The sequence below is a fragment of the Desulfosporosinus metallidurans genome (genome assembly GCF_001936615.1).
Taxonomy (GTDB): domain Bacteria; phylum Bacillota; class Desulfitobacteriia; order Desulfitobacteriales; family Desulfitobacteriaceae; genus Desulfosporosinus; species Desulfosporosinus metallidurans.
The window spans coordinates 34311-60120 of record NZ_MLBF01000025.1; the positions used below are offsets into that span (position 1 = coordinate 34311).

15 protein-coding genes are annotated in these 25810 nt (G+C 43.5%); 1 reads left to right on the forward strand and 14 read right to left on the reverse strand.

All coding sequences use genetic code 11. The annotated features are described in order from the left end of the window. Positions 1-92: 92 nt before the first annotated feature. The 8 genes from pglZ to DSOL_RS15045 all read right to left on the reverse strand — a co-directional run bounded on the left by pglZ (position 93) and on the right by DSOL_RS15045 (position 15039). Positions 93-2615, reverse strand: a complete 2523-nt coding sequence (pglZ, locus tag DSOL_RS15010) for a BREX-1 system phosphatase PglZ type A (protein ID WP_075365643.1) — start codon at positions 2613-2615, stop codon at positions 93-95. Between the two features lie 39 nt (positions 2616-2654). Continuing rightward, a complete protein-coding gene (gene pglX, locus DSOL_RS15015) occupies positions 2655-6155 on the reverse strand; it encodes a BREX-1 system adenine-specific DNA-methyltransferase PglX (RefSeq protein ID WP_075365644.1) in 3501 nt (1166 codons plus the stop codon). A 27-nt stretch (positions 6156-6182) separates the two neighbouring features. Next, positions 6183-9755, reverse strand: coding sequence for a BREX system P-loop protein BrxC (gene brxC, locus DSOL_RS15020; RefSeq protein WP_207649636.1), 3573 nt, complete (start codon positions 9753-9755; stop codon positions 6183-6185). A gap of 20 nt (positions 9756-9775) precedes the next feature. Continuing rightward, positions 9776-10321 (reverse strand): BREX protein BrxB domain-containing protein, encoded by a 546-nt coding sequence (locus tag DSOL_RS15025; protein ID WP_207649637.1) that lies wholly within the window; start codon positions 10319-10321, stop codon positions 9776-9778. Positions 10322-10330: 9 nt separating this feature from the next. After that, a complete protein-coding gene (locus DSOL_RS15030) occupies positions 10331-10924 on the reverse strand; it encodes a DUF1819 family protein (RefSeq protein WP_075365645.1) in 594 nt (197 codons plus the stop codon). A gap of 364 nt (positions 10925-11288) precedes the next feature. Next, positions 11289-11804: a hypothetical protein gene (locus tag DSOL_RS15035; protein ID WP_139314490.1), complete on the reverse strand. Its 516-nt coding sequence runs from the start codon at positions 11802-11804 to the stop codon at positions 11289-11291. After that, positions 11756-14650 carry a tetratricopeptide repeat protein gene (locus DSOL_RS15040; protein WP_075365647.1) on the reverse strand — a complete coding sequence of 965 codons (2895 nt, stop codon included), beginning with the start codon at positions 14648-14650 and terminating at the stop codon, positions 11756-11758. The genes DSOL_RS15035 and DSOL_RS15040 overlap by 49 nt, the downstream gene beginning before the upstream one ends. After that, entirely contained in the window at positions 14629-15039 is a 411-nt protein-coding gene (locus DSOL_RS15045) for a hypothetical protein (RefSeq protein WP_075365648.1), read from the reverse strand. Before DSOL_RS15045 ends, DSOL_RS15040 begins: the two co-directional genes overlap by 22 nt. 107 nt (positions 15040-15146) lie before the next feature. Between DSOL_RS15045 and DSOL_RS27990 the strand changes: the two genes are divergently transcribed. Continuing rightward, positions 15147-15407 carry a hypothetical protein gene (locus DSOL_RS27990; protein WP_170871520.1) on the forward strand — a complete coding sequence of 87 codons (261 nt, stop codon included), beginning with the start codon at positions 15147-15149 and terminating at the stop codon, positions 15405-15407. A 230-nt stretch (positions 15408-15637) separates the two neighbouring features. On the opposite strand, the gene DSOL_RS15050 is transcribed toward DSOL_RS27990, so the two are convergent. The 6 genes from DSOL_RS15050 to DSOL_RS15075 form a co-directional block, all read right to left on the reverse strand. Beyond that, positions 15638-16600: a CBASS cGAMP-activated phospholipase gene (locus DSOL_RS15050; RefSeq protein ID WP_170871521.1), complete on the reverse strand. Its 963-nt coding sequence runs from the start codon at positions 16598-16600 to the stop codon at positions 15638-15640. A 2-nt stretch (positions 16601-16602) separates the two neighbouring features. After that, the gene (locus tag DSOL_RS27995) at positions 16603-17043 is read right to left on the reverse strand and encodes a type II CBASS E2 protein (RefSeq protein WP_075365650.1); all 441 of its coding nucleotides are present in this window, start codon (positions 17041-17043) and stop codon (positions 16603-16605) included. Then, the gene (locus tag DSOL_RS15060; RefSeq protein WP_083642621.1) at positions 17030-18154 is read right to left on the reverse strand and encodes a nucleotidyltransferase domain-containing protein; all 1125 of its coding nucleotides are present in this window, start codon (positions 18152-18154) and stop codon (positions 17030-17032) included. The genes DSOL_RS27995 and DSOL_RS15060 overlap by 14 nt, the downstream gene beginning before the upstream one ends. A gap of 966 nt (positions 18155-19120) precedes the next feature. Beyond that, positions 19121-22621 carry a TSCPD domain-containing protein gene (locus DSOL_RS15065; RefSeq protein ID WP_075365656.1) on the reverse strand — a complete coding sequence of 1167 codons (3501 nt, stop codon included), beginning with the start codon at positions 22619-22621 and terminating at the stop codon, positions 19121-19123. 41 nt (positions 22622-22662) lie between these two features. Continuing rightward, a complete protein-coding gene (nrdR, locus tag DSOL_RS15070) occupies positions 22663-23133 on the reverse strand; it encodes a transcriptional regulator NrdR (RefSeq protein ID WP_075365652.1) in 471 nt (156 codons plus the stop codon). A 510-nt stretch (positions 23134-23643) separates the two neighbouring features. Beyond that, complete coding sequence (locus DSOL_RS15075) at positions 23644-25308, reverse strand: long-chain-fatty-acid--CoA ligase (RefSeq protein WP_075365657.1); 1665 nt, start codon at positions 25306-25308, stop codon at positions 23644-23646. Positions 25309-25810: the final 502 nt, after the last annotated feature.

Below are 25810 nucleotides of genomic sequence, written 5' to 3' on the forward strand. Positions count from 1 at the left end.
CAAAATTTTACGGAGGACCTTCTTTATATTGAAAGCCAATATGCTTTCGCTTTCATTTAATTCAGATCTACAATCCGTCCCCCTATCCACTTTTAATATAGAGTTTGGTACATCCGCAGTGTGAACACTTCATCCCGATAAAGTTCCACCTTACCCGCCCGCATCGTCTCAATCCTCAAGTGGCATGTTTCCCCCAGTGCATAGTGGCTTTCCGCTAAGGTAAATACAACCGATACATTCCGTTCCATCGCCTCACCCGTCAAATCAAACGTATAAATCACTTCATTAGAAATTCTCTCGTCATCCTTATAGAAAGCCATCTTAACCTGACGAGGTAATACATCGCTGGTAATCCTTTGTTCTTGGTAGAAAGTTACTTGTTGCCGGTAGTTAGTAATAATCTTATCAGGAGTTGCTAGGTTAACGTTGACTAGTTCGGCATCGGCTGTGCGACGATAATCGATCAAGGGAATCACCACTTCCTGGGGCATGGCTCCACCATGAATGAATTGCAACCCGCCTGCTCCGATAAAACGATTTAGCCCTTTAGCGATCACTGCCTCACAATTAAGGGATACTGCTTCTACCGGAAGGCGAATGGCTCCTTCCGGAACGGTTAAGCCCTTTCCTAAAGCAAAACGCCGGTTTTTATCATAGATTTCGCCTGTGACCGCCTTGACCTTGGCGTCCGCTTCGACCTTGTTATATTGAAATAGGAAGCCGTGATCAGAGGTGATAAAGATTCGCTTAGCCTGAAGGCGTGAAAGTTTGTCGACGGCATCTTTTAAGACCACAATCGTTCGTTCGACCGCATCATAGGTCTCCCGTTCGGTTTTAGTTGTATCTCCCGTTGCGTCAATCACGTCATGGTACAAATAAACCAAGCGTTTTCGCTTGAACTTCTCATCGGCCACGCTGGTGGACCAATCCATGAAATCCCCCAAACGATAGCTTACCGACTCCGGACAATGCGCTTGCAAAACCATCTCGCGATTGGCCAAACCACGGGTGGACTTGCCATCGACATAGACCGTTCCACCTTCATCAATGCGCATTTCACGGTGGGGCAAGAGGCACGCCATACCCAATTGGGTATAACTTGGTAAACTAACCTGCATGGGTTGAATCGTTGCCTCGCCATTGATGCGTTGATTGAGCTGTTCTCTTAAATCTTGCCCCACTTCATACCGCAAGGCATCGGAGATGATCACGAAAATCTTCGTCTGTTCCTTATTTATAATAGGGCGGATTTGTTCGGTGTAAAATCGTTCTTGTTTCAATATTTTACCCTTATGTTCAATAGTCCCCTCACTTAACCAATCATTGGTTTGATTCGCCAGATGGAGAAGATAAACGTTTTCATACCAATTGGTCAGTTGTTCTATTAAAGGGTGCAACAACTCTCTTTGTTCTAGGTGCCAGTAGTTTTGCATCAAGTGTCGGTAAGCTTGGTCAATTTTGTACCATTCACTGGCGTAGAGGCTTAAGAAATTCCCCCACGATGCCGAATTAGAAGCATATTTTTTGAGCAGTGTTTTTAGCTCAGTAAGTTTTACTACGTCACTCAGCACATTATAATAACCGGCGAGTTTCTCTTTTTTTCCCCAGTGGGACTGCCTGTGATAATTAATCCGCTCACTCCAAGCACTTAGATCAGCCGTTTGATGCATGATCTGTTCGATCATTTGCTCGATCAGTAACCCCTCTATCGAGGGAAACGTCGTGGTGAGATCATACCCCTCGAGCGACTTTGCTCTGAGTTGCTCAGGGATCCTAAACTTGGATTCAAAATCTCTAATATATCCCTCTAACTGCTCTACCTTCTGCTTTTCTTCCCGAAACCAGTCGTCAATAAAGAGTGCACAGGTATTCGGTAAGATCGATTTCAAGCTTTCCATTAAAGGGGGATCAATGCGCGCTGCGCTGGCGAAATGTTGATAAATCAAGCTTTCCATCAATTCTAGTAAAGGACTACTATCCCCCTCGATCACAATTCCAAAGTGCGGTAGGATCAACTCCCACATGCGCTTTAAGGAGAAGAACTTGGCAACCTTTTTTAGGCCCTCATTGTAAGCAGAATCAAGCCCTAAATGTAAGAGCTGTTTGGTTAAGTCAGGAATGGTCATCGAGGGGGAGCCGCTAAGTACCGCGAGCATAGCGATTTCGACCGTCTTCTGATCTGAATGGGCCGGTAACATGCGTTTTAACTTGTGCTTACGTTCTTTACCTTTAAAGAAGGCCGCATAACGTTCAACCAGGGGGCGGATTTCCTGATCGTCTACCTGCAGTTCCGCGACTACCATGGCCACTTCATCCGACTTAAACTCTGCTCCGTAAAGCAGGATATCCAACAAGTAATTCTTTTCATCATGGGGTCGCGGAAAAGAGGCATAGAGAACAAACGAAGTTTGAGGATGTTTAATTTCGATGTCGTATTTCAGCCGAAAGAAATTATTTTGGGTTATGCGACGCACTTCAATTTCTTCTGGCGCAAATTCTTGTTCTAACTCAGTAAAGTCCATCTGTTCACTGGCATCATACCAGAATAGTATAGCCCGTTGTTTAGAGTCTTTCTCTTGGGTAATTTTTTCGCGCAAAGACTGTAGCAAATCCATTTTTCTCAACCCTTTCCCGAGTTCAACCTCTGTGCCAACTTAGATTCTGGCAAGTACCTTCTGCAGCTTCGCATAATTTACTTTCACCCCATCGTCTAACTCTAAAGCAATCTGAGCATTGGCATACTCCGCTAGGACCTTATCAAATTCCATTAGCTCCTCGATTCGCTTGCGAAAGAGTTCTTTCTTCTTCTCAAAGCCCCGCTTCTCTAGGGCACTTAAGGATGGGTTAGCTAAACGCATTTCCAAAGTATCAATCTCATTGCGATACTTAGCTTGGATTTCTTGCAATTGTTCGAAACGAATCGTGGCCAGGGTATCCGGTTGATAGCGGTGAAGGTAGATAAGCGTGCGTAAACCTTTCGCATTGCCGGAATCAACCAGCCAGTAAATGGGACGCTTCTGGTAGATTTGAGTATGGTCTCTAAAGAACTCGTCCAAGAAATAGCGTCGAATTCTCTCCTCAGGTGATTCATTATTTCTCTGGGTAAGTGATTCAGCGATCCAAGCCAGATTTTCCTCGACGGTGTCTTCACTGAAAGTGACAGAGAGAAATGTTTTTAGGCGGGAGATAATATCATTTTCAAAATAGGCGTCATCTGTTAAGAGGATCAGACCATACCTATTCGGAGTGAATTTGTGATAGTTTGACGCGTCCCATTCCCCGCCAACATAGGCCAGACCCTCGAGATCGAGTGAGTATCTACCCATGACGCAGCCGACAAAGTAGGATAAGAACGATTTAGTGTCACGCAGGCGATCAGCTTTGCGAACAGTTACTTCTTCGTCTAGGACTTCAGGGGTGAGTTCGTCTTGGAGACCGTATAGGTCGATGAAGATGCGGTTTAGGGATTCTTCGTTGGATTTGAGTTGGGAGAATCTGTTTTCTGCTTCGTTAACCCATTCCGAATAAGCATCCGAGAGTGTGGAAATTTTCTCTTGATAGCACAACCACGGATGATTTATAAAATCCCATGATGTTTCTGAGGAATTCCAATCATCACCAGAGATACTTATGGATGAAAGAGATAGTTTATTAATATCTTCTTTTTCTAGCGGATTTATAATAGGTATGGATGCTATATTACCCACTTGAAAGTTCAATGTTGGGTTAACCATAGACAAAAAATAATAAGATAATTTACTTGTGAGAAGAGCAAGATAAAATGGAAACTCACCATTCTGAAGGAAAATACTTGATCCTCCTACGTCGAATAAAAAGCCCATGGGCGAATAACGCACACCGAAATTAGAAGAACTTACAAAAGACCACGTAATACATTCTCTAAAATAAAACGAAATATTTTTTATTGTTCTGGTTGGGCTTTTGTAAAGCTTCGTTGCATATTTCATTACTTCCTGCCCATCATTTTCCCAATTTACAATGTACTCCTGATTTCCATACCATTTTCTAAATGACCCGCCCTTATTATAAGGGAACCACTTTCTCTCACTTCTAAGTGCCTCATTAGAATCTGAGAAGCCAAATCCTACTTTTCTTATATCTACTTCAAACCACAATCGCAAAAATCGCCCATTGTCAGACGTGGCCATTCCTTGTCTTGGCTTTGCAATTTCATCTAATTTCGGATTTTCTACAAATATTCTCCGTACTTTTTTAGATGCCCAATAAGCAATGGGTGAACCAGGAATGTCATGAAATTCCTTTTGTGTTGTTACATACTCATGTTTTCTTGCTATAAAAGCCTCTTCTTTGTCTTGGGCATTTGTATATTCTAGTAATCTAGAATACCTCGTTTCGGCTTCTCCTAAAACCACGCTGCGCAATACAAAGGTCGTACTCTGTACCACTTCACCACCAATTTCCTCAAATGCCCGCGGACCAAGGTGAATCATTGACAATATCGTTTCTTCTTTTAATATCTTTAAACGCAAATTCTCGTAACTACTTAAAAACATCCAAGAATGCTGATTAATCGCTGCATGAAATCCGTTTTGTTTCGTGAACTCAAGGCAGCGTTCCATAAATACAGCGAATAAATCAGCCTTGCTATCTTTATAATTCTCTTGCAGAAACTCTGACAACTTTGAGTTCATTCCTTTAGTACCCATATAGGGCGGGTTAGTAATGACAATTTCGTATTGGTCTTCAAGCGCCTTCGCTTGCCTTAATAGTTGTTCAAGTCTCAACAATAGCTTTCTATCGTCGCTCATAAATAAGCTCTGGTCAATCTGGGTCTTTAACCACTCCACTTTACCGAAATACTTATTGAAATCCATCTGACTGGGTCTCAAAATACTACCATAATTTTTGGCATCAATAAATACCCGTAATAACATCTTTAATTGCTCTGCTTCTACATCATTTTCCGCAATAAGAGAAACAACTTCCTTCGTTGATAAGCCATTCGATTCTTGAATCGAAATAATATTCATCATTGGAGGATTGCGGAAAATTCGTCTTGATTTCGCTCTCGCTTTCATGAAGAGCGCAAAAGATGCAAGTTGTGCCGCACGATCATCAATATCAATTCCGAATAAGTTCTTTTCCAAAATAAGAGTTGGGATATCACTCACGACATAGCCCCGCTCTTCATATATGGCATAGAGCAAATCAAATGCGTAAACAAGAATATGTCCTGATCCACAGGCAGGGTCTAGCAAGCGAATATTTTCAGGTGATAGGTTAGGATTTCTCAGCTCTTCTAGCTGTTTATTCACTCCTTCTGATTGTTCAACTGGTTCCACATAATAGCGCATTCCCGACTTTAGCGACGATCCAGGATGTGATTCTAACCAAAGGGTCCCCAGAGAATTCTCGACCATATAGCGTACAATCCAGTTGGGTGTGAAGAGTTGTGTTGCTGCAGGGATTTCTTCTTTTCTGATTTTGATGTTTTTCTTTAATCTGGCGAAAACATCATCCTTCTTCTCAGAAATATAGTACTGATACAACCACCCAATCACTTCGACTTCCCGAAAACTGGCAGTCAGCTCCTCATCCTTCACCAGCTTATTAATCACAGACTCACTGTCTAACAAGAAATCAGGCAAGAGCAATTCCGTAAAGTCGTCTATCCTCTCGAACATAAACGGTAAAATAGGTTGCAGAGCATTACATTGGGCAATAAATAACTTGCGATAAGCTTCTTCATGTTTACCCGCTTCAAGCAATTGGCTGATGGCGATTTTATCAACCTCTAACTCCATACCGGCATAGTGGAGTACAATGTCAGGCTCTACTTTCCCCGTACTGCTAGAGAGCACATTCACCCGCTCCGGGAGATACTCATGAATCTCCATATACCGGATGGCAATAATACGATTAAACCAAATATAGGCTGCTTCTTCTAGCAATTGTTCATATCCTTTTTGGGTATATTGATCCCGCAACACGTCGAATGTTCCTTCCACAGTGAGGGGATAAGCAAGCTTATTAACCATAAGTTTCTCACCTTGGCGCTCTGATTTCAAATTATTTTCGGCATCAATCCCGAAGAGCTGTGCTCTTAAAGACACTTTATGAATTAACTCTTTGCGCGCCGATACGGCAAACGATTTGAGTGCTGCTTTATTCATCACTTGTATTCCCTCCAAGCTCTCTACCTAATCACTCTTCTTAAGATTACTCACTTTCAATTGTTCCATTAAACTAGTGCGCAGGTGTTTAATAGCATCGTCTAGTTCATCTAACGTCGTGATCTGCTGTCTCGAATTAAAAAAGAGATTATAGAGGTCTTTCTCTCGCAAGGCCCTGGTGGGCTTTTCATAGACGCCTGTTGGCTGATAAGGGGCCTTTTCTTTAATCTCTAATTTCTGGAGAGCTTCCATCTTACTAGCCTTCTTAGCAAAATGTTTCACTTGTTCATTGCACTCCAGTTGAAGAGATCGGATGGTTAACATGCTTGTTTCCTTGACAATACGCTCTTTGAGTTGTTCTAGGGTCCTTTGTCCTTCACTGAGCATCACTAGAATCGGTTCATTGTCTACATAATAATCAATCAATTCCTGATTTTGAGCTAAGGTGCCCTCCACCTGCTCCCCAATTCTTTGGCGGGCGGTTTCCACATGCTCCGAGAGCTTAGTTTTGAGCTGTTCTTGAAGCAGCGGCAAATTTGGAATCTGTTGGTAAGGTTTAGGGCTCGTTAGAATTGTATCGATTTGCAGTTTTAGATAATTAATATCCCGATCATTAATCAGCGAGATATCCTGCTCGAATTTCTTAAGCAGTTCGACCGAACTATCAAAATATTCGATGGGCTTGCGCTCATAAAAGGAGTTTAGGGTATTAAGTTCCTCAAGCCACTCATCCACTTGGTCCTCTGCTTGGATAAATTGACTCACAAGGTCTTCATCATCACTAAGGCTCAGTAAAGGATTTGTCCCCATTTTTATGCGACTAATTTCCCCTTCACCTGGGTAGGCATACCCCGTGGCGCTCTTTCTACGTTCTTCAATTTTGCCCAGCGGTTTTATGAACTTATCGTTTAAGGCCTCTTTGATAGCACTGCCCATTTCCTCGTAAGAATCTCCAATGGCATCGTTACCAAAATACTCGCGGAAAATTGCAAAGAGTTTTCTACGCGCTTCTGAACCAGGCACTTTTACAGCGCTCACCAAGATGCGGTCCCGTTCCTGTTGCTTACTTAATCGATCATAAAAGTTGGGATGGGTTGGTGTGAATGAGTCACCTGCATACGTTAACTTGACTTTGACATCATGATACAAGGCCAAGACTAGGGCAATCGTGTCATATTCGTTCCAGCCAAATGGAACGGCACTGAATTTATCGATGATGCCTTTTAAGGCGACCTTTTCGTGAGAATGTCCCTTCCCTTCCATGTACAGTTTTACTTCTTCATAAGCATTTCCATTTTCCATGCCTTCAATCGTGGCCTGTAATCCGCCGGTTACCATGGAAATCCAGGCCTGCTTATAATCTTTATAGGTAATCGACTGATCAAGATAAGTCAGCTTTGTGTACGTGTTACGCACTAACATGTCCAAAGCACCCGTCAGCTTGTTCTCAAAGGTGCCGTTAAAATTCCGTTCTTGGCTTTGGATAAAAAACCGAGATTTCTCGCAAGCTCGTCCCATCAGGTGCTCTGCTTTCTTCTCAAACCCCTCAATTTGATTGATCTTGGCATCATAAATTCGTTGCTGACTGGGAGTGGTACTTGAGGATTTTTTGCGTGTTGTATAGCTAAGGATCTGTTTGACATATTTTAGGGCACCCTCAGCTTCGGCAATCCGCTCAGGATCCAAACAAACGGCTAAGACCCCTTCATTAGATTTTAAAGCCGCTTCACTATCACTGATCTGCCCACCATAAACCTGTACAGTTAGAGAATGGGTCATTGTAGTACGCACATAATTATCAAATCGTTTATTATAGTCAAATTCCTTTTTGTCATAGCTAATCTTCACCTTGGTATAGATCTTATCGAAAAACATCTTCCCTAGGAGCTCTTTGAGCATCCCGGGATCGACGGGTTCATTATGTATCTCACGATTGATTTCCTGCTCTTCATCGGATAGGAAGGAGTAAGTCTGATCAGCATGTTGCTCAATATACCTCGTCTGTTCTAAGCGAGACAACGCTTCCTTGACCCCGTTTTCCAGAGGTAAACGTTCGTAGTGAAGGTTGGGCATCAGCAGAGTTGCTACATTGTTCGCCGTTGCTTTGATATCCTCAATACCCTTGATCATATAAAGAACGATTAACACTTCCACATCAAAATCCTGCAAACCTTCGTGATTGTGCGCCAGATCCTCGGCTCGAACAATCGTACTAGTAATGGAGGAATCTAAGAAATTGCGGATTGATGGATAGAAATCGGCCATCGTGACTAAGTGCGTGGTATCTTGCTCGGCCTTCAGGAGGCAGGCTTCTTGGAAGGCTTTGAGCAGGGAACGTTCCCCATGCGCAAGATGCGCCCCACCTTCTCCTTGGGTTCGAATCTTATGAAAGACCTCTTTGAGCAACTCTACCTGATAGGGAACGAAAGGATAGAGTTCCACGAACTCCAGATTCGTTCGATAAGCCATCCGCAATTGAGTGGTACCCGGCTCAAAGGATAAGCGATTGCGGATCATTTGCTCTTCTTGGTCATAGCGAAGGGTCAAACTTGCGGCAGCCGTTTCAGTTTTTTCAAGCAAGCGGCGTTTAAGAACCTCATCCGTATTGGCACTCGATAAATTGATACGCGTGACAAAGCGTCCCTGAATCTTGGAAAAATCATCCGTACTTTTTAAATTAATGGCAGATTCAATTTTTTCTTGGGAGGTGACGATCACCCAAGCTTGTCCCATGGTCGCATTGCCAATTCTTTCGACCACAGTTTGTAAGTTAAGCATTAAGTCCGAATCTGTTCCGATATACTGACCAACTTCATCTGCTAGGAAGACCAGACGGTAATCGGGACCCCGATTTTGACAATAGTTTGCTATTAAATCCGCCAGCTTATCTGCTGTCATCTCCAAGGAATCCTTAGCTGACGTAAGAAATTGTTTCGCTGATTCTTCGTCAACTCCCAGATTGACTAAGGCCCGGATAATTTCTTTTCGTTTAAGGCGGATTTTTAAGCGAATCTCTTCCCAAGGGGATCCTGTGACCCGAAAGATTTCGTCTTCAAAGGACGAATAAATTCCTTCACTCTCTAGTTGACGTTCGATATCAGCGACCCAGATCGTATCCGAGTAGCCCAGGTGGATATTAAAAACTCGCAGGAACACTTCAACGATCCGTTCTTTATTACTGGCGCTGGAAGACGATTTGGCATCGATGTTAAAGAGCACAGCATCACTCGGTTTGCCGGCCACTTTTTGCATCATGTCCAGTAATTCATGATCGTCGGTCTTGTCTAGAAAATAATCAACCGGTCTCTTTCCAGCCACTTCTTGGTTATCTAGGAGGTAAGAGAGGATTTTTAAAAAATGGGATTTACCAGAACCAAAGAAACCCGAAATCCAGACACCCATATCTGTGCTGGGTCGCTGATAGAGCGCGAGATAATATTTATAGAAGGCTTTGATGTAACGTGTGCCTTCATCAGTCATGACGTATTCTTCAAGTTCTATTTTCATGGTTTCCAGGTCTACTTGCCCTGCTTGCACAACGCCGTTAATATTGCGCTTAATGTTTTTCTTAAAGATCTGTTCGATGAGCAACGTTTCCATGAATTCATCTCCAGTTTTAGTTAGATTCTCGATAATTGGTATTGGTCTTCGTTATTGAGTTTATGAAATAAGCACAGATTAAGGCCCGTAAATTGCCCTGGGTAAAATAAAATGATCGTCCTTCGATAGGCGTAGGTTGATAATATCTTCAACAGTTTACTCGATCGCATCAAGGGGAAAGCATTCCCCACTCCAGTGATCAAGATGAGCTCAGCATCCCCCGCAGCCTTGATAAAGGATTCGACTAACGTCTGTTCATTAACTAAGACCGTTTCCGTGGACTCGACTAAGCCCGTAAGTCCCTCTTCATCACTAATCTCTAGGAGATCCTCTATGTCCCCCTCAAAGAGATTCAGAAAGAACTCAAAGAGATTAATAGTCTGAATCTTCATCGGCGATTGCTCAACAAGCACTTTTAAATATGTACGTACTTTAAGCTCATCCTCAGCAGGGTAATCAAATACATAATGGGGAATTTCGCTTCCTATTCCCTTGGGGGTGGTAAAACCCTGCTCGTGTATTCGAATTTTAACGTGGTTTAAGCGTTCATAAGTATCCGCAATCAATTCATGCACCTACCTTAATGTCGTTAACAAGGCCAAGAGTGGAAAGTGAACGTGAGCGTATTCTTTTAACTGCTGGTTGATATGTAATGGAGTAATCCGGTAGACCTCTTTCTCCACCTTGGTCAGCAAGCCGCACTCACGAAAAAACATCAGCATAGAACTTATTAACCGCTGTTTTGTCCTTGGACTCCAGCGTGCAATCTCCTCAACTTCAGATTCTTTTCTTTCGAAAAATAAATCTAATTCGACCTTGCGCAAAAGCCCTTGATGATGGAGATAGTCATAAAGAACGATCTCCCTGAAGAACTCATATGGCAGACGATACGAATGAAGATAACTATATAAGATCAACGCATTCTCCTCAAAACGAGTCCCTTCTATATAAGACTCCAGGAGGGTTTCGTCAAAGCTATTGATTCTTTGGAAAACCTTTTGTAGTTTGTCTCGGATTCCAGCTTCACTTCTCATCTGAAACAAATTATGGTCTAATACTGCCTGTTCTATCTCTTTTCTCGATAAGCCTTTTTTTCTGAGGCGAAGTACCTCACGGATTTCTTGTTTGAATAGTCCCGCACTGGTAAACCCAGCAGAATAATTTTTCATAATGAACCATCCTCTATGAGATATGTACTATAAATCGGCCACTTTACCTATGGACTATTTACACTCATACTTATGGCTACGCACCCTTCCTTCTAGAACGAAGTATAACAAATACTACAGACATAAGTTTGTGCTATACTGTACTATTTACGTTAAATCTCCCATTATACAAGTTTGCAGAAAATCAATTGTTATTGACTAAACTTATAAAATGTTCAAATCCCCCAGGCAATCACTTCTAAATACTTTCAACAGTATTTCTACATTTCCTCCTAAGATCAGTAAAAATAATCCAAGATAAAACAAAAAGGCCAGACCGTCAATAATAACGTTCCGGCTATCACCTATGCACGCCAAAATCGTGTTACATTTCGCGTGCAGTCATACCCGCGCGATGCTGCTCATCTAACGACACATCCGCTAAGACATGTAAATAACGGATTGGGCTATTACCCTGTGAAGTTGTGTGCTCTGACTCGAAGTGAGGAATAATACCCACATATGGAACAAGATTCAATGTTTCAGCTGAGCGGATAGTAACAAGAGGTAATGCGCCATCATTCCAATCGTTCATATTCCGAACCATGGTCGTATAGTCGTTCCAGACTGTTTTCCAGTTGGAAGCCCCACACCAAATCAGTTGAAAGTACAGAAGACAATCCGTTGGATCATACCCGCGCACTTTCAGGATATGGGATTTGGTGTATTGACGATTAATACCTTCCAATCGAATAGCTTCACACACTGCTAAACGACGACTATTCTCGGATATGACAACATCAGGCTCGCCATGTCCTCTCTCACCTTTTCTCTGGACTCCTCCGGTCACGCCTAAATAAGATTGAAATTCCGTATTCCACCCAAGTCCACCGCAAAACAACTTAGTATATGAGAATCCTCATTTGCAATTTGGTCATTACGGATCAAATATGGAGCATATTCTCGCACCTGTTGACACGATTTGAGCACAAGAATCTGAATCAGCCTTTCATACGTAAAATCCTCCGAACGGAAATAAGCTCGAGCTTTTGCATTAGGATCTGGAAGTGTCGCCAACCGTGCAAGTGCATCAGCGATATCCTGCCACATCCACGGGGAATGCGTCACTTCCCCCGGTAACACATCGGAGTTGGTATGTTCTTCAATTTGCATTTGGTACCTTACAAGTTCCGGATTACTCTCGTGCCGAACCTGGAATTCTTCTATCAAATGTATCGCTTCTTGCCAATGCTGTTTACGAAACAAGACCTCTAATCGAGTTAGACTCACCGAGAATTGTTGTTGTAATAGCTCTGGCAAGCTACGGAATGTGGACCAATATTCCTCCCAGTTCTTGAGCACAATGAAAAGATACAGAACGTTAACCGTGGCAAGAATATTATGAGGCGTAACCGCTTCGGTGACACGACCTATTAATTTAGTTGCAAAGGATTTTGCTTCTAATATACTTTGGCTCTCTATAACTTCAGATTCATCGAACTGGCCAAAATACCGTACATAGGCGGCAACCAGGTTAATGAGATAACTATATTCACCGGGATAATGACTGTGTAGATGACGAAAATCATTAATTGCCTGCGTTAACTCGTGACGCCCGCCCCGTTCGAAATGGACCAACGCCTTATAAAACTGTCTCGTAACCTCGAAATTCTCACGGCTACTGATTCTGTCTGGGGGAAGAGTTTGTTCGACAGTGTCAAAATTTCTCTCCGCAAACGCGAGGTGAAGACGAATGCGATAAGACCATTCAACCCACCCAGGTATACAACGCTCCCTACCTACTGGCTCATAATGATTATAGAGGCTGCTTGCTCTCTCCACAAAGGCAGGTACGCGAGTAGCCAGTAGCTCAGAAATTGTACTTTGCACCTCTGACAGACTATGATGCGAGGATGACTCGTCGGATGTCACACGCAATAATCGATGCTGTATAGTCTCTCTGTCAATCGGATTAGCCAAATGATTAAAAATCACAGCTAAACGTCTGGCATCAGTTGTAGATTCAGCAAAAGCTTCGAGTGTGCGACTTCGTTCATCTGCGGGGAGTCGGTTGATTGCGTCGGTAAGTACCACTAATAAAGGCTCTACATCTGTAGGAACACTCTGAAAAGCATTCGCTTCAATCATCCATGAGAAGGCGTCAACGGTGGACTCCTCCAAGAAGTCATCCTGTTGAAATGCTCGGAAACACTGCACCAGGGCATCCGAAACATCACGTAACACTACGGGGTCTGAAATATTGCGCGCCATATAGGCTAGCCAACGTAAGTGGATTCGAATTTTTTGCCTCCTGACATAAACCGACGACGGATCATCTATAAGTGTTCCGTTAGCAATGGATAGTGTGCTCGCCCATTCGGACACGTGACGATCTCGCATGTATAGCCCAGCTGCAATCCACCCTTCATGCGCAACGTATGATTCGGTATCTGAAGAGAGGTGTGCCAGTTCAGTTCGAATGACGTTACGATAAGCGGCAAAGAGGTACCTATAAAGTCTGTCTGAAATAGCAGGATATTCGTATGTAACCTTTGAACATAACCATAGAATAATGTCCCAGTAAGGGGATTCAAGCTTTGACTCAATAGGATCTAACGCTAACTTAACCATATCAAAAATGGATGGAAAGACTGCGCTGATAAACGATTCCTGTGTGTTACTGTATCGTTGCATCACTTGTAGTAGTTCGCAAAAGCTCTGATATTGCATTGTCTGTCTTTGAAGTTGGACTCCAGATCTCGTTACGCGATGTGTGAATGTTCGATGCTGTTTTACGAGCCACCCGATAACATCAACAATGAACCTGCTCTCCTCATTAACATCATTCATGCCCTTGAGAATTACTCCGATGAATGCCAGACCTTCGTTCCATAGAATTTCCATTGAATCGATTGATTCAGATAGAGTGAACTTGGAAAGCAACAATGTGCCGATCAAGGCTGTTTGGGTTCTGGATAAAAGATGAGCGATGAGCTCAGGTATAGACTCTCTGCACGCCATAGACAGTGCTCGATAAATAAATGGACGCTCTGGCATCCCCTGCATCAATTTCCAAAAACATTCCCGTTTTAAACTATCTCCGGAACCAATACCTTCACCAACAAATAGACACAATATCAGAAAATGATAAGAACCCCGTGCATCGTCCACAAACATGGATGGGTCCAATCGAGGATTTTCGTATTGGTACAGACGTTCTTCTTCTGAATTCAAATTTGGCAGCCAGGACATGACCTCTTCGTCCAACAAAAGTCGTCCGTTCATTGTCGCTAACTCCGCGCCAAACTTACGTTTTTCCCATTCCCAATCCTGTAAATCCCTTTCGTCAAGTATTTGAATAAGGCAAGCATCAAGAAAATTCGATCGGGGAAAGGCAGACATATAATTGAGGAAGTCGAAGGAAGGTCTCAAAAACTCCGTACGATCATACCACCATGAAAGTCTATCCATTTTTTCTGATGGACCTGCATTGTAATCCTCCCAAAGCTGAGAGCAAAGGCGTGAAGCGTACATTTGGAGATGTTTAGAGTGGCGATTCAGGGTAAACACCGATCTCCCAGCGATATGAACACTGTCAACAAGTGCGTTACGAATGAACCAGTCTTCGTTTGGGGCACTGGGATACCGTAAACGATGGCTATTCAGAATATCTTTGAAACTCGAAATTTCAAATTTGCGTTCATCTGGATAGGGAGTATTTTTCATCATCTGTAGAAATCCACGCATAGAGTCGTTCCCTTAAAATTCCCTATGAGGAGACAGCGTAAGTGGTGAGGAAAGTACCACTGATTCCAAACAATCCGGATCAAGCCGTCTCGAACCATTTCATCAAAATTGATATTAGCACCGTCGTACTTGGCATTGTACACCTGCAATGCGTCCACAAAATTTTGAGCAGAACGAGGATCTGGAGAAGGGTTTAGCTTTTGGAGAAATGTTAAAAGTAATACATCCAAGCCCCAACCGACTATCTCAGATCCATCTAATTCATCGAAGAGGTTGGCGCTATGCATCGGCTGTGAATATCTTCTGAGCCGCACGGCAAACTCGCCGACCGCCTGGTTGCGGGAGAGTGAGATGTGTTGAATTTTATGTTCCAAATCGTAGCGATTCAAGAGTTCCACCCCATTCCAATCTACTTACAGCCCAAATTTTATATAATCTGGAGGGAGATTCACTAAATCCATCAATACCGTCCTATCACCGGCCGCAGGGAAAGGCGATGGTGAGATCAACTATCCATAATTATATAACACAAGTAGAACTGTGTGATCCAGCTATTTCCGGTAGACATGCTATTTCACATAATTGGGGCACGGCAAAGAAAGCAGCTTACGGCTGTTTGAAGCCTGTTACAACAAACCGATTTCGAAGAGCCTACCGTCATCTCGGGTACAGCATCGTGCTCACCGAGCACATTCTGGCACAAGTCACCCATACGCCGGAGGGTAGCTTTCGTGCATATCTTCCTATAGCATTATAATTATGACAATTACTCTATTATGTGTCCCCCATCTAATTTGAACAACGTCTGTAATATTCCCTTAATCTCTGCTTGCACCAATATCTACTCCCGAGCCATTTGAAAAGCTATCTTTTTAGTATCACGGACCTCATGATACGCTTTAACTCCGTGTATTCCGCCAATTATAGCCCGATCTTTTGAATTATCAAGTGCCATTTTTGGGTCTGAGAATACTCTTCTAAATTAAATTACGCGATATTATATAAACCATGATACGGAGAAAACGGGGATGCCTCTTCTTCAAAAAATATTTTAATCGAAGAGATAGTATCACGTGCATATTCACTCCCCATGCCCCTTAACGAACTCATTTCCTCAATTGAATCTAAGGCAAACTTACCGTTCGCGACAGTCGGATTGTAGCGAAATATATTTTCTTTACCAATAAGTAATTGAGCTGTCCCTAGGGAATGGGAAGATTGGGCTGACATAAAGACATCGCTAATTTTCTTAGCCCAATACAATTGCCCTAATGCGAAGTGACGGCCGAATCTAACATTTAGTGCTTCTGATGTACAACCTAAGCTAAACACTTTTATATCCGTAGCCATCCATCCTAAGATCCCTATAGCTTCTACAACTGATAATCCCACAGGATTATTTGCCCATAATCCACCGTCAACGAGGGGGACTCCAGAGGTTGCTCTGAATGCAGGGAAATAGGTAGGTGCCGCACTTGTAGCTAACGCTACGTCAACGACCTTTTCTTTGTAGTCTGTAACTAGCTTTGGGTGATGTGATGTTTTGTAGACATGGACCTGACCGGTTTCTAAATTAAGACTCGGTATAACGACACGTGTTAAACATTCTCCCAATAGCTTGTTACCAAATTTCTGTTCTAAAGCATTCCTTAGCGGTTCTTGCTTGTATCTTGTTGCAGCCAAACCAGAGATAAAATTGATGACAGGCAGCCGCCAAACCCAACGGGAACGGAAGATTGTCGCCCCATATTCCTCATAAAATGCCAATAGTTCTTTGGCGGTAAATCCTAGACCTAGACCTAGCGCCAGAATTCCGCCAGTTGAAGTTCCGACAATGAGATCAAAGTATTTGCCGATACGGTCCCCCACAATATCCTCGATGGAGGCAAGGAAGGCGGCGGGGAAGACCCCTTTGATCCCCCCACCATCAATTGTTAATATCTTTTTCATAATTAATCCTCTTCCGATCGCAAGATTGGGTGAATACCTCCGCCAAGCCATTCTCCTGTTGTTTGCCATATCTCGTAGTGGTAAAGCCAGACGGAGGTCCATGGAATAATCGTACGAGCAATATATTTTTCTGCGGTCCATTCACCAGTACGTGGCTGCCACAAACAAAGGTTACGATCACGGTAAATATGTGGAGGCCGGGTTCCACCGGCATTATCCTCAATTGGGGGAGAAACTACCCATACCTTAGGGGTTGAGTTAAAAGAATAAGTTATTTTTATTTTATAGCTTTTACAAGCAGGAGTAGGCTGAATTACCCCTTCCCAAGTTGCAACTACTTTATCTATATTTCCTTGGAACGAAGGGAACAGGCTTTTTATTGCAACGTCCTGTTGTACCAATGATAGCTTTTTAGGACGAAAATACTGCTTAGTCCTCGCCATAAAACGTATTCCGCCTAACCGGAGTGGAGCTTGTTTTTAAAACAGTTAAACTTCCCAGGCTCCAAGAACTCCTTAACCTACTGCTTTTCCTAGCCTCTTCGATCGCCATTGCTTGTTCCATTAATACTGCGTTAGTAACCTTCTCTCCGAAAAGTGACTTAATTAGGGCATTAAGTTCAGTACCTCGTGCATATTTTAACTGTTGCCACTGTTTCAAGAAGTCTTCGATATAACGTTTAAACATACCGTACAGTAACGGTTCACTGTCCCATCGTTCACTTAGATCTTCCTTCTTATTGGTTGGATTAAGGACTATTAACCGCCCGCGACCAGGAATCAGACTGATTATTCCAGAAAGAACCGATTCAATAGTTTGATAGACCGAATCTTGCTTATTGTAAATCGTCCCTGCCAAAGTCGTGAGTACTATGCTTATCGGGGCATTGTTAGGGTAATCCAAAAAACATATATCCCTATGCCGCTTTATAAGTTGAACGGCTCTTTTTAAAGGCGGTTTGAACTCCACAGGTTCCTCGTCCGGTAGTGGATGGATCGAAGCCCTTTTCTCTAGAAAAGTTTCATATTGCTTCGCCCTATCGTCGAGCCACTTCGCATATCCACTGGGATTACTGTCCTTCCAATCTTTAGCTTCACGATCAGGCACTTTAAGGCACCCCGAATCGTTACTATCGCTGGGACAAGCCGGTAAAAGGTCCATGTGAAATTCATTGGCGTAATTCAACCGAATACACCGATTCTTTCTCTGTACCATCGGAGCGTAGGTTTTGTGCAGTCGTAGTCTTTGCTCCATTGCATTAAGCAACTCAAGAGGATTTTTGCCTTGCCAGGACCGATTGATCTCGCACACTAGATCTAGGTCAAATTCTTGATGTGCTAACGGTTTAACTGTAGTACCAATTCTGAGTGAACCTTGTGGGTAAATATCGAGATCTTTACCCCAAAAGGTACTTTCGTCTGCAGCAAGCCATTCAGTAACAGATTTATACCTTGATTCGGCCAACTCTCTCTGGGTAGCGGTTATCTGTAGTCTTACGCATAAACGGTGAAGCATGTCCTCTAAGTGATTATCAAAGGATTGTAGAAACTCCATAAACATTATCTCCTTCTAATCGAAAATCCCAAGCAGTGTGTAACGCCAAAGATAATATTCTTTGGCTAAAGGCCCGGTCAGGGAGGAATTTTCCCTTTCACCTCGAATAGAAGATAATAGAAAGGTAAGCCTAGTATCTGGTGTGGTACCCAGAATAGGCGTTCCATCTGACTGCGTGTTTAAGGGATCAGCTTAAACCCGCTATGCAAATTTAAAATGAGTCTTGAGAAAAAGGAACTTGCCGTGCAAAGGTTTTAGTTCCTTTTTTCTTTGTATGTAAAACCACAGCCTCACCTCCAACTATTAATACCAAGCTATTCATATCCAGAATCCTCCTCACCCTCTTTGGGAGGCAAGTGGCTGTGTTTTTCTGGGAACACATTAGGGCGGTAATATCTTTGATGTGGTAGGCATTATAGTCAGACTATTTAGTGAGGAACGAACTTTCCGCTAACCTGCATTGTTCTTTCCGCTCTTGATGCTGTTGACGCAGTACAACTGCCTATACTGTATATTTCTTTGCCTAGGTATTTTTTTGCTAGTGCCCTCATCTGGAAAAGTTTAAAGTAGTAAAGACACAGCAAAGCATACCCCCAACATGATGAAGTATGCCTTGCTGCTCTGGGGCCCAAATTAACGGAAATTCAGGCGGGTACTTTATAGGATTAATAATGGAATGTCAATATTGAAGTGAAAAAGGATAAAATCCTTATAATCTTTAGATACCAAATTCCTTCTATGAATAAAATATCAAAGATACGAGGTTGCTGAGGAAACAATAACGTTGTTCCTTAGTGACTCACTTTATTATCAAGTGGCTGACTTTATTGTTCAGTAACAGACTTTATTATCGAGTGGCAGACTCTATTATCAGTAAACATCTACATTAACATCAGTTCAGAACTTTATTAGCCAGTTCACAACTTTATCAACGAGTTCACAACTTAATTTCTTTTGAACATTTCTTTATCCACACTTCGAGTAGCCACAATGTGTACAAACAACACAACCACTTTCATGGTTAATCGGCATGCCACACTCTGGGCAAGCATTCGCTGGTGCAAGGCCCGTGCGGGCTTTCTTGCCTGCAACCTTTTCTATAGAGGGCTCCCCTCGCCCGACTACGTTTGACCGTTCAGCCGTAGGAGCGGTTTCCTGCGTGCCGAATTGAACCTTAGAAACATTAATCCCGACCTCATTATATTTCTTAATTACTCGGGCAATCGCATCCGGACAGGATGTAACGCTGACTCCTTCACGACGCATACAAGCCGGACAGCGAATTCCTTTGACTTGCTCAGTGATTGCATCGACGGACAAACCAGAACGCAGCGCGATAGAAATCAAACGGGCAGTGGCCTCAGATTGGGAGGAACATCCTCCAGCCCGACCGGTATTCGTAAAGACTTCACAAATTCCTTTTTCATCCGCATTGACACTGACATAAAGGTTGCCGCAACCGATCTTAATCTTTTCTGTAACCCCGATGGTAGTCGTCGGTCTTGGACGAGGAACGACGGTGTTCACTTCTGGAATAAACGGCATTTTGGGAACTATCACCTGATCGGATGCCAGTTGGCCATTAACTTCAACTCGCTTTTCAGCCAGACTTTGTGCCATCGAAGTTCCTGTAGAAAGCACCTGCTCTTCCCGGCTGCCATCACGATAAACTGTCAAGCCTTTACAATTCAGTTCATCCGCCAACCGATATGCTTCCGCTATTTCTTCGCGTGTCGCAGTATTGGCAAAGTTGATTGTCTTAGATACTGCATTATCCGTATAGTTCTGAAAGGCTGCCTGAATCCGAATATGCCATTCTGGTGCAATCTCTTGGGCTGTGGTAAAAACCTCCTGTACCCAATTAGGTACTTCCTGTAACCCCAAGACAGTCCCCTGTTCAGCAATTTTTTGTATAAGTTCTGGGGAATAAAATCCATATTCGTTGGAAAACGCTTCGAACAGTGGATTGACTTCAACTAAAGCTGTTCCGTCCATCACGGTTTTAGTATAGGCAACTGCAAAGAGTGGTTCTACCCCACTCGACGCGCCGCAAATCATAGATATGGTTCCGGTCGGAGCAATCGTCGTCAGGGTGGCATTGCGCAGTTTCATGACTCCGTCATAAATAGAGCCTTCATAATTTGGGAAGGTTCCCCGTTCTTCTGCTAAGCGCTGAGACTCGATACGGGCTTCCGTCTGGATGAATTTCATGATTTTTTCCGCGTACTCAACCGCCTCTACCGTAGCATAAGAGGTTTGCAGCAAAATAAGCATATCCGCAAAGCCCATCACACCAAGACCAATTTTACGATTCCCTTTAACCACCTCGTCAATAACCTGAAGCGGATACTGATTCGCATCAATCACGTTGTCCAGGAAACGCACGGACAACCGGGTCACATAACTCAAGCGTTCCCAGTTAATTACCATTTTCCCCTCTTTTTCGGTCACCATCAGTTTGAGATTAATGGAGCCTAAGTTGCACGCTTCATTAGGTAGCAAGGGTTGCTCACCACAATTATGCACATAGATCCCGTTAGCATCAAAGGCATTTACCCCAGGAACTTGAGCATCATACACCTCATATTCCCCTGCAGGAAGGCATTCGGTCACACTGGCCAGAAAGCGTTCTCTATTTAAAGAACGTTGATACCCCCCAAACAGATCTTTAAGGATTTGCGTTTTTTTCTGGTTACCAAATCCAATAACGTCTGCATAAATCGCCAAATTATCTTGGGATATCGCAAGCTCATGTCCAGCCTGAACTTTGTAGTCCTGATAACCGCCCTTGCCATCAGGCATGGACTTATAACCTGAAGCTTTACGATCCCTATAAATAGTAGACGCTACTCCCAAACGGTGTAACATCCGCTGAACACATTGAAGCCCAATGAGATCTTTTTGCCATAACCTTACAGTTACACCCTTCTCCTGAGATCCCCCAACCGTTCCATCCGTATCAAAGAGACCTCTCAGCAGTCCTCTGTGAAATTCTGAGCTTGTCCCTTCCAGTTCCTCCGTTAGCCGTTTCTCCTTTGGGAAAATACCATACTCGGCGGCTAAATCTCGTAAGGTAGCTAACTTCATACGATGTTCATTTCTCTCACTAATAATCTTCTGGAAACCTTGAAAATCACTGCGGTGTCGCAGGGAAGAGGCAGCCTTTTCTGCGGCTTCAATCATGGACTGAGCTTCTTCGTTGTCTCCCCAAACGGAGATGATCCCACCGTCTTCTTTTAACGTTCCATCCCCTAAAAGCAGTCCTAAAAGATATCCTTCGTCGAAGCTCCCCTTGCCAGACCAGTTCAGACCCCGATTATTTGAAAGGATAAGTTGGTCGCCAGGTTTCAGCTCACCGGCCGGTTTCCACGTCTCAGTAATCTGCTCTCGAGTCACCTTCTCTGCAACGCGGACAAGGTGATCACTGGTCACTTTAAGCTCATATCCCCGTTCTGTCTTAATGGTCAAGACTGGCTTGGTCCCTGTTGAAAAGAACCCTTCTGAGCTTGTGCGATGATACTCACCATTTAAAACCAACTCTAGCCCCTGACCTAAAACCGCTTTGACTTGTGCCGGGCCATGGTCTGTTAGAATCCAAGTATCTCCGGTGACACACGGATTCGTCGCTTCGATCTCACCCTGCAGAGGCGTGGGATTACCTTGATTTAAGCGGTCAAGAAAAACGATTCCCGGCTCCCCATTCTGCCAGGCATGCTCTACAATTTTATTAAAAACTTCCGGCGCAGATAATTGACCGGCTGGGGAGCTCGTATGTGGGTCAATGAGATCATAGTTACGCCCCTCACGGACGGCCAGCATAAACTCCTCTGTAACCCCGACGGAAATATTAAAGTTCGTAATCTCCTTGTTATCCTCTTTGCACTGAATGAAATCTAAAATATCCGGATGGTCCACCCGAAGAATTCCCATATTCGCGCCACGACGTGTTCCGCCTTGCTTCACCGCTTCTGTGGCGGAATTAAACACCTTCATAAAAGAAATTGGGCCGGATGCCACTCCACCCGTTGAACGAACCATGCTGTTTTTTGGGCGCAAGCGAGAAAAGCTGAAGCCCGTCCCTCCACCCGATTTATGAATAATCGCCGCGTTTTTAATTGCGTCAAAAATTTCTTCCATGCTATCTTCAATGGGCAAGACAAAACAAGCACTCAATTGTCCAAGATCTCGACCAGCATTCATTAACGTCGGTGAGTTAGGCATAAACTCAAGGTTGGCCATTATAGTATAGAATTCTTTGGCCAGTGCTTGAGTTTCCCTTTTACCCTTGCCGTAACGTTCCTCTTCTACCTCCGCAATCACACTGGCTACGCGATACATCATGTCTTCCGCAGATTCTGCCACTTGCCCATTTTCTTGTTTTAAATATCGTTTTTCCAAAACCACACGCGCATTAGGCGTCAGATTAGCCTTAGACCAGGTCTTTGGTGCTTGTCCCTCGAAACTCAACTCGAATCCCCAACTTTCCTTCATACTATTCCAATTTGAATTTATTCTTTCATACTTCCACGCTTTTCAATAAGCCCCTGTAATTCTTCCATAAAACGCTGTATGTCCCCAAATTGACGATAAACCGACGCAAACCGTATGTAGGCTACTTCGTCTAAATCAAACAGTTGTTCTAAGACCGCTTCTCCCACTTCGGAACTGGACACCTCACGTTCAAGCCTGTTGCGCAGCCTCTTTTCAATCGCATAAGCTGCTTCTTCGATTTCTTCCGAGGAAATTGGCCGCTTTTCGCAAGCCCTGAGCATACCGGCCATCATTTTAGAACGGGAAAATTCCTCGCGTCGCCCTTCTTTTTTCACAACAATGAGCGGCGAATCTTCGAACTTCTCAAACGTGGTAAACCGCCGCAAACAACGATCGCATTCTCTTCTTCTACGGACCGCTGTACCTTCTTCAACCTGGCGTGAATCAAGAACTTTCGTGTCCACATTTCCGCAGAATGGACAGCGCACAACTTCACCCCCCACATGTAGTGTATTTTAAATTTAATCATACTATATGTTGTGTGTCAACTCACCCTTTGACCCTAATTCGGCTCATCCTTCTATTCCTCGTCTGTTTTCTGTTCACTATCTCCTACTTACTTATTTTTTGCTAAAAGTATGAGAAAATCCAACTTATCCCTCAAAGTAAAAGCTATAGTAGTATACCTCTGGCAAAAAGGGCAAAATAACCTTTGTAACAACAACCATTAGAATAGCAACCAAGGTATATCTTAAAAAGGAAGTGATTTAACCTTGAAAAAGAAAATGCCCTCAGAAAAAAATCCTAATCCAAACACTCAACCCACTCCACATAACCATCAACCTAGCATGGACTCGCGAGATGGCCATGGTCTTTCCAAAGAAGAAGCTTTACGATCGAAGAAATAGAATAGGTAATATCTACGCAATCAAGAAGAAGGAGCCAGTACGTCGGGCTCCCTCTTCTTGATTGCGTTAAATTTCTGTGCTTACTGCCATTTATGCTTGTAATCTACTTTCTTGTTGCAACGCTTTTTGTCGCTCTTCTTCCACTAAGAAGCGACGTAAAACTTTACCAACGGCCGTCTTGGGCAACTCTTCGCGAAACTCAATCATCTTAGGGAGTTTAAACGCCGCAAGCTTACTCTGACAATAGAATAAGAGCTCTTTTTCCGTCACACTCAGGCCTTCTTTTAAAACGATATACGCTTTCACCATTTCTCCCCAATAAGGATTTTCAATTCCAGCACACACGGCCTCTCTCACAGCCGGATGGGTATAGAGGACCTCTTCCACATCGCGCGGATAGACATTAAGTCCGCCCGTGATGATCATATCTTTCTTCCTATCAACTATATAGAAAAATCCATCCTCATCCCTATATGCAATATCACCGGTATAAAGCCAGCCATCCTTCAAGACCGCCGAAGTCTCCTCCGGTCTTTGCCAATATCCAATCATGACCTGATCACCTTTAACCACTAATTCACCAATTTCCCCCGGTTGAAGTTCCTTTTCCCCCGTCTCCAAATCCATGATTTTCGAATCAGTATTGGGAGCAGGAACTCCGATTGAACCAACCCGGGCATGGTATATCGGATTTAAATGAGTAGCTGGAGATGCTTCCGATAAACCGTAAGCTTCTACTAGCCTTCCACCCGTCAATTCCCCAAAACGGAGCGCTACCTCTTTGGGAAGTGGAGCGGATCCACTTAAGCAGCATCGAATCGACGAGACTTTGTATTCCTTGATCCGCGGGTGATTTACGACTGCGACATACATAGTCGGAGCGCCTGGGAAGAAAGTCGGTTCATAATCATTAATATGTTGAAGCACGGCATCGATGTCAAACTTAGGAAGAATAACCATGGCTCCCCCAGAAAGTATCGCTAAATTCATACAGGCCGTCAAAGCGTAGATGTGAAATAAGGGCAGTACCGTTAAAACTCTTTCTTCACCCTCGCGCCCCACTATCCATTCCCATGCTTGCATTGCGTTGGCCACTAGATTGCAGTGGGTTAACATAACCCCTTTAGACACTCCTGTTGTGCCTCCTGTGTACTGTAAAACTGCAAGTTCGCTTGATTTGGCTTCCATCGGTGGTGACTCTACTTCATCTAAGCTTGTATCTCCAAATACTTTCTCAAGATCCATAAACACAGGGTCATCCGCTAAACCTTCTAACCCCGAAAATTTACTTAACCAGTCTAAGGCGATTAATTTTAGACCTACTTCCGCTTGTATCGGTGCTATACGCGGCAAGAGCTGAGGAATCGAGACAACTCCTATGGCTCCAGAATCTTGCAATAGAGTTTTTAACTCATTTTCTACATAGAGCGTATTCGTCTGCACGACCACTGCGCCTACCCTTAGAATAGCAAAGAACGAAATCACCCAATTGTCGCTATTGGGCATAAATATTGAGATACGGTCTCCCTTTTGAACACCTCTTTGAACAAGCGCTTTAGCGAGTCGTTCAACGAGAATATTCATCTCACTATACGTTGTCGTCTTTCCTGCAAAAATAAGCGCTGGGTTATCCGGAAATTTCCGCTCCGTTTTCTTAAACATTTCCATCAAATTCATCTCAGGGATCTCCAGACTCCTCTTGACACTCGGCTCATAATGCTGAAACCAAGATTTTTCAACTGCTGCTTCCCCCATCATTTCGGTCCTCCTAATCAATTTTGAATGTTTGCTCATTCATTTTAGTTGCTACTAGCACGCTTCAGAATTATTCTATTCCAAATTTTCTATATATTATTACTATTCTGCCTACAACTAGAAAGTCCTTCTTTTTTGTCATGTTATCAGAGATTTTTCTTCTCAAGTTTAACGGGGAAGCACGGGGACGGTTCTACTGCTTCCAACTAGGTGAAATACCTCGAATTGAACTAATTGTATTGGATTGATAAAATTGATTCCACAAGATAGTCACGATAGTCTCCATTGGAGACTTCGCCGAATGCGCACAGCCCTTTACGAATACGATCGCGCTGGGGGATTGGTTTCGCCGAAGCTACCTATCCCGAAAGGAACACTTCGTGGCGAAGGAAGATTATCGCCACACGACGACTCATAACGAAAACTCCTGCCGTGTGGATCGAACGGGTGGAACCCCGACTTACTTTCGAAGCTTGATGCTTGAAAATATTTTGTTCAGTAG

Coding starts and splice junctions, on each gene's coding strand:
- pglZ (WP_075365643.1), bottom strand. CDS start 2,615: ATGGATTTGCTACAGTCTTTGCGCGAAAAAATTACCCAAGAGAAAGAC.
- pglX (WP_075365644.1), bottom strand. CDS start 6,155: ATGAATAAAGCAGCACTCAAATCGTTTGCCGTATCGGCGCGCAAAGAG.
- brxC (WP_207649636.1), bottom strand. CDS start 9,755: ATGGAAACGTTGCTCATCGAACAGATCTTTAAGAAAAACATTAAGCGC.
- DSOL_RS15030 (WP_075365645.1), bottom strand. CDS start 10,924: ATGAAAAATTATTCTGCTGGGTTTACCAGTGCGGGACTATTCAAACAA.
- DSOL_RS15040 (WP_075365647.1), bottom strand. CDS start 14,650: ATGCGTGGATTTCTACAGATGATGAAAAATACTCCCTATCCAGATGAA.
- DSOL_RS27990 (WP_170871520.1), top strand. CDS start 15,147: ATGGTGAGATCAACTATCCATAATTATATAACACAAGTAGAACTGTGT.
- DSOL_RS15050 (WP_170871521.1), bottom strand. CDS start 16,600: ATGAAAAAGATATTAACAATTGATGGTGGGGGGATCAAAGGGGTCTTC.
- DSOL_RS27995 (WP_075365650.1), bottom strand. CDS start 17,043: ATGGCGAGGACTAAGCAGTATTTTCGTCCTAAAAAGCTATCATTGGTA.
- DSOL_RS15060 (WP_083642621.1), bottom strand. CDS start 18,154: ATGGAGTTTCTACAATCCTTTGATAATCACTTAGAGGACATGCTTCAC.
- DSOL_RS15075 (WP_075365657.1), bottom strand. CDS start 25,308: ATGGGGGAAGCAGCAGTTGAAAAATCTTGGTTTCAGCATTATGAGCCG.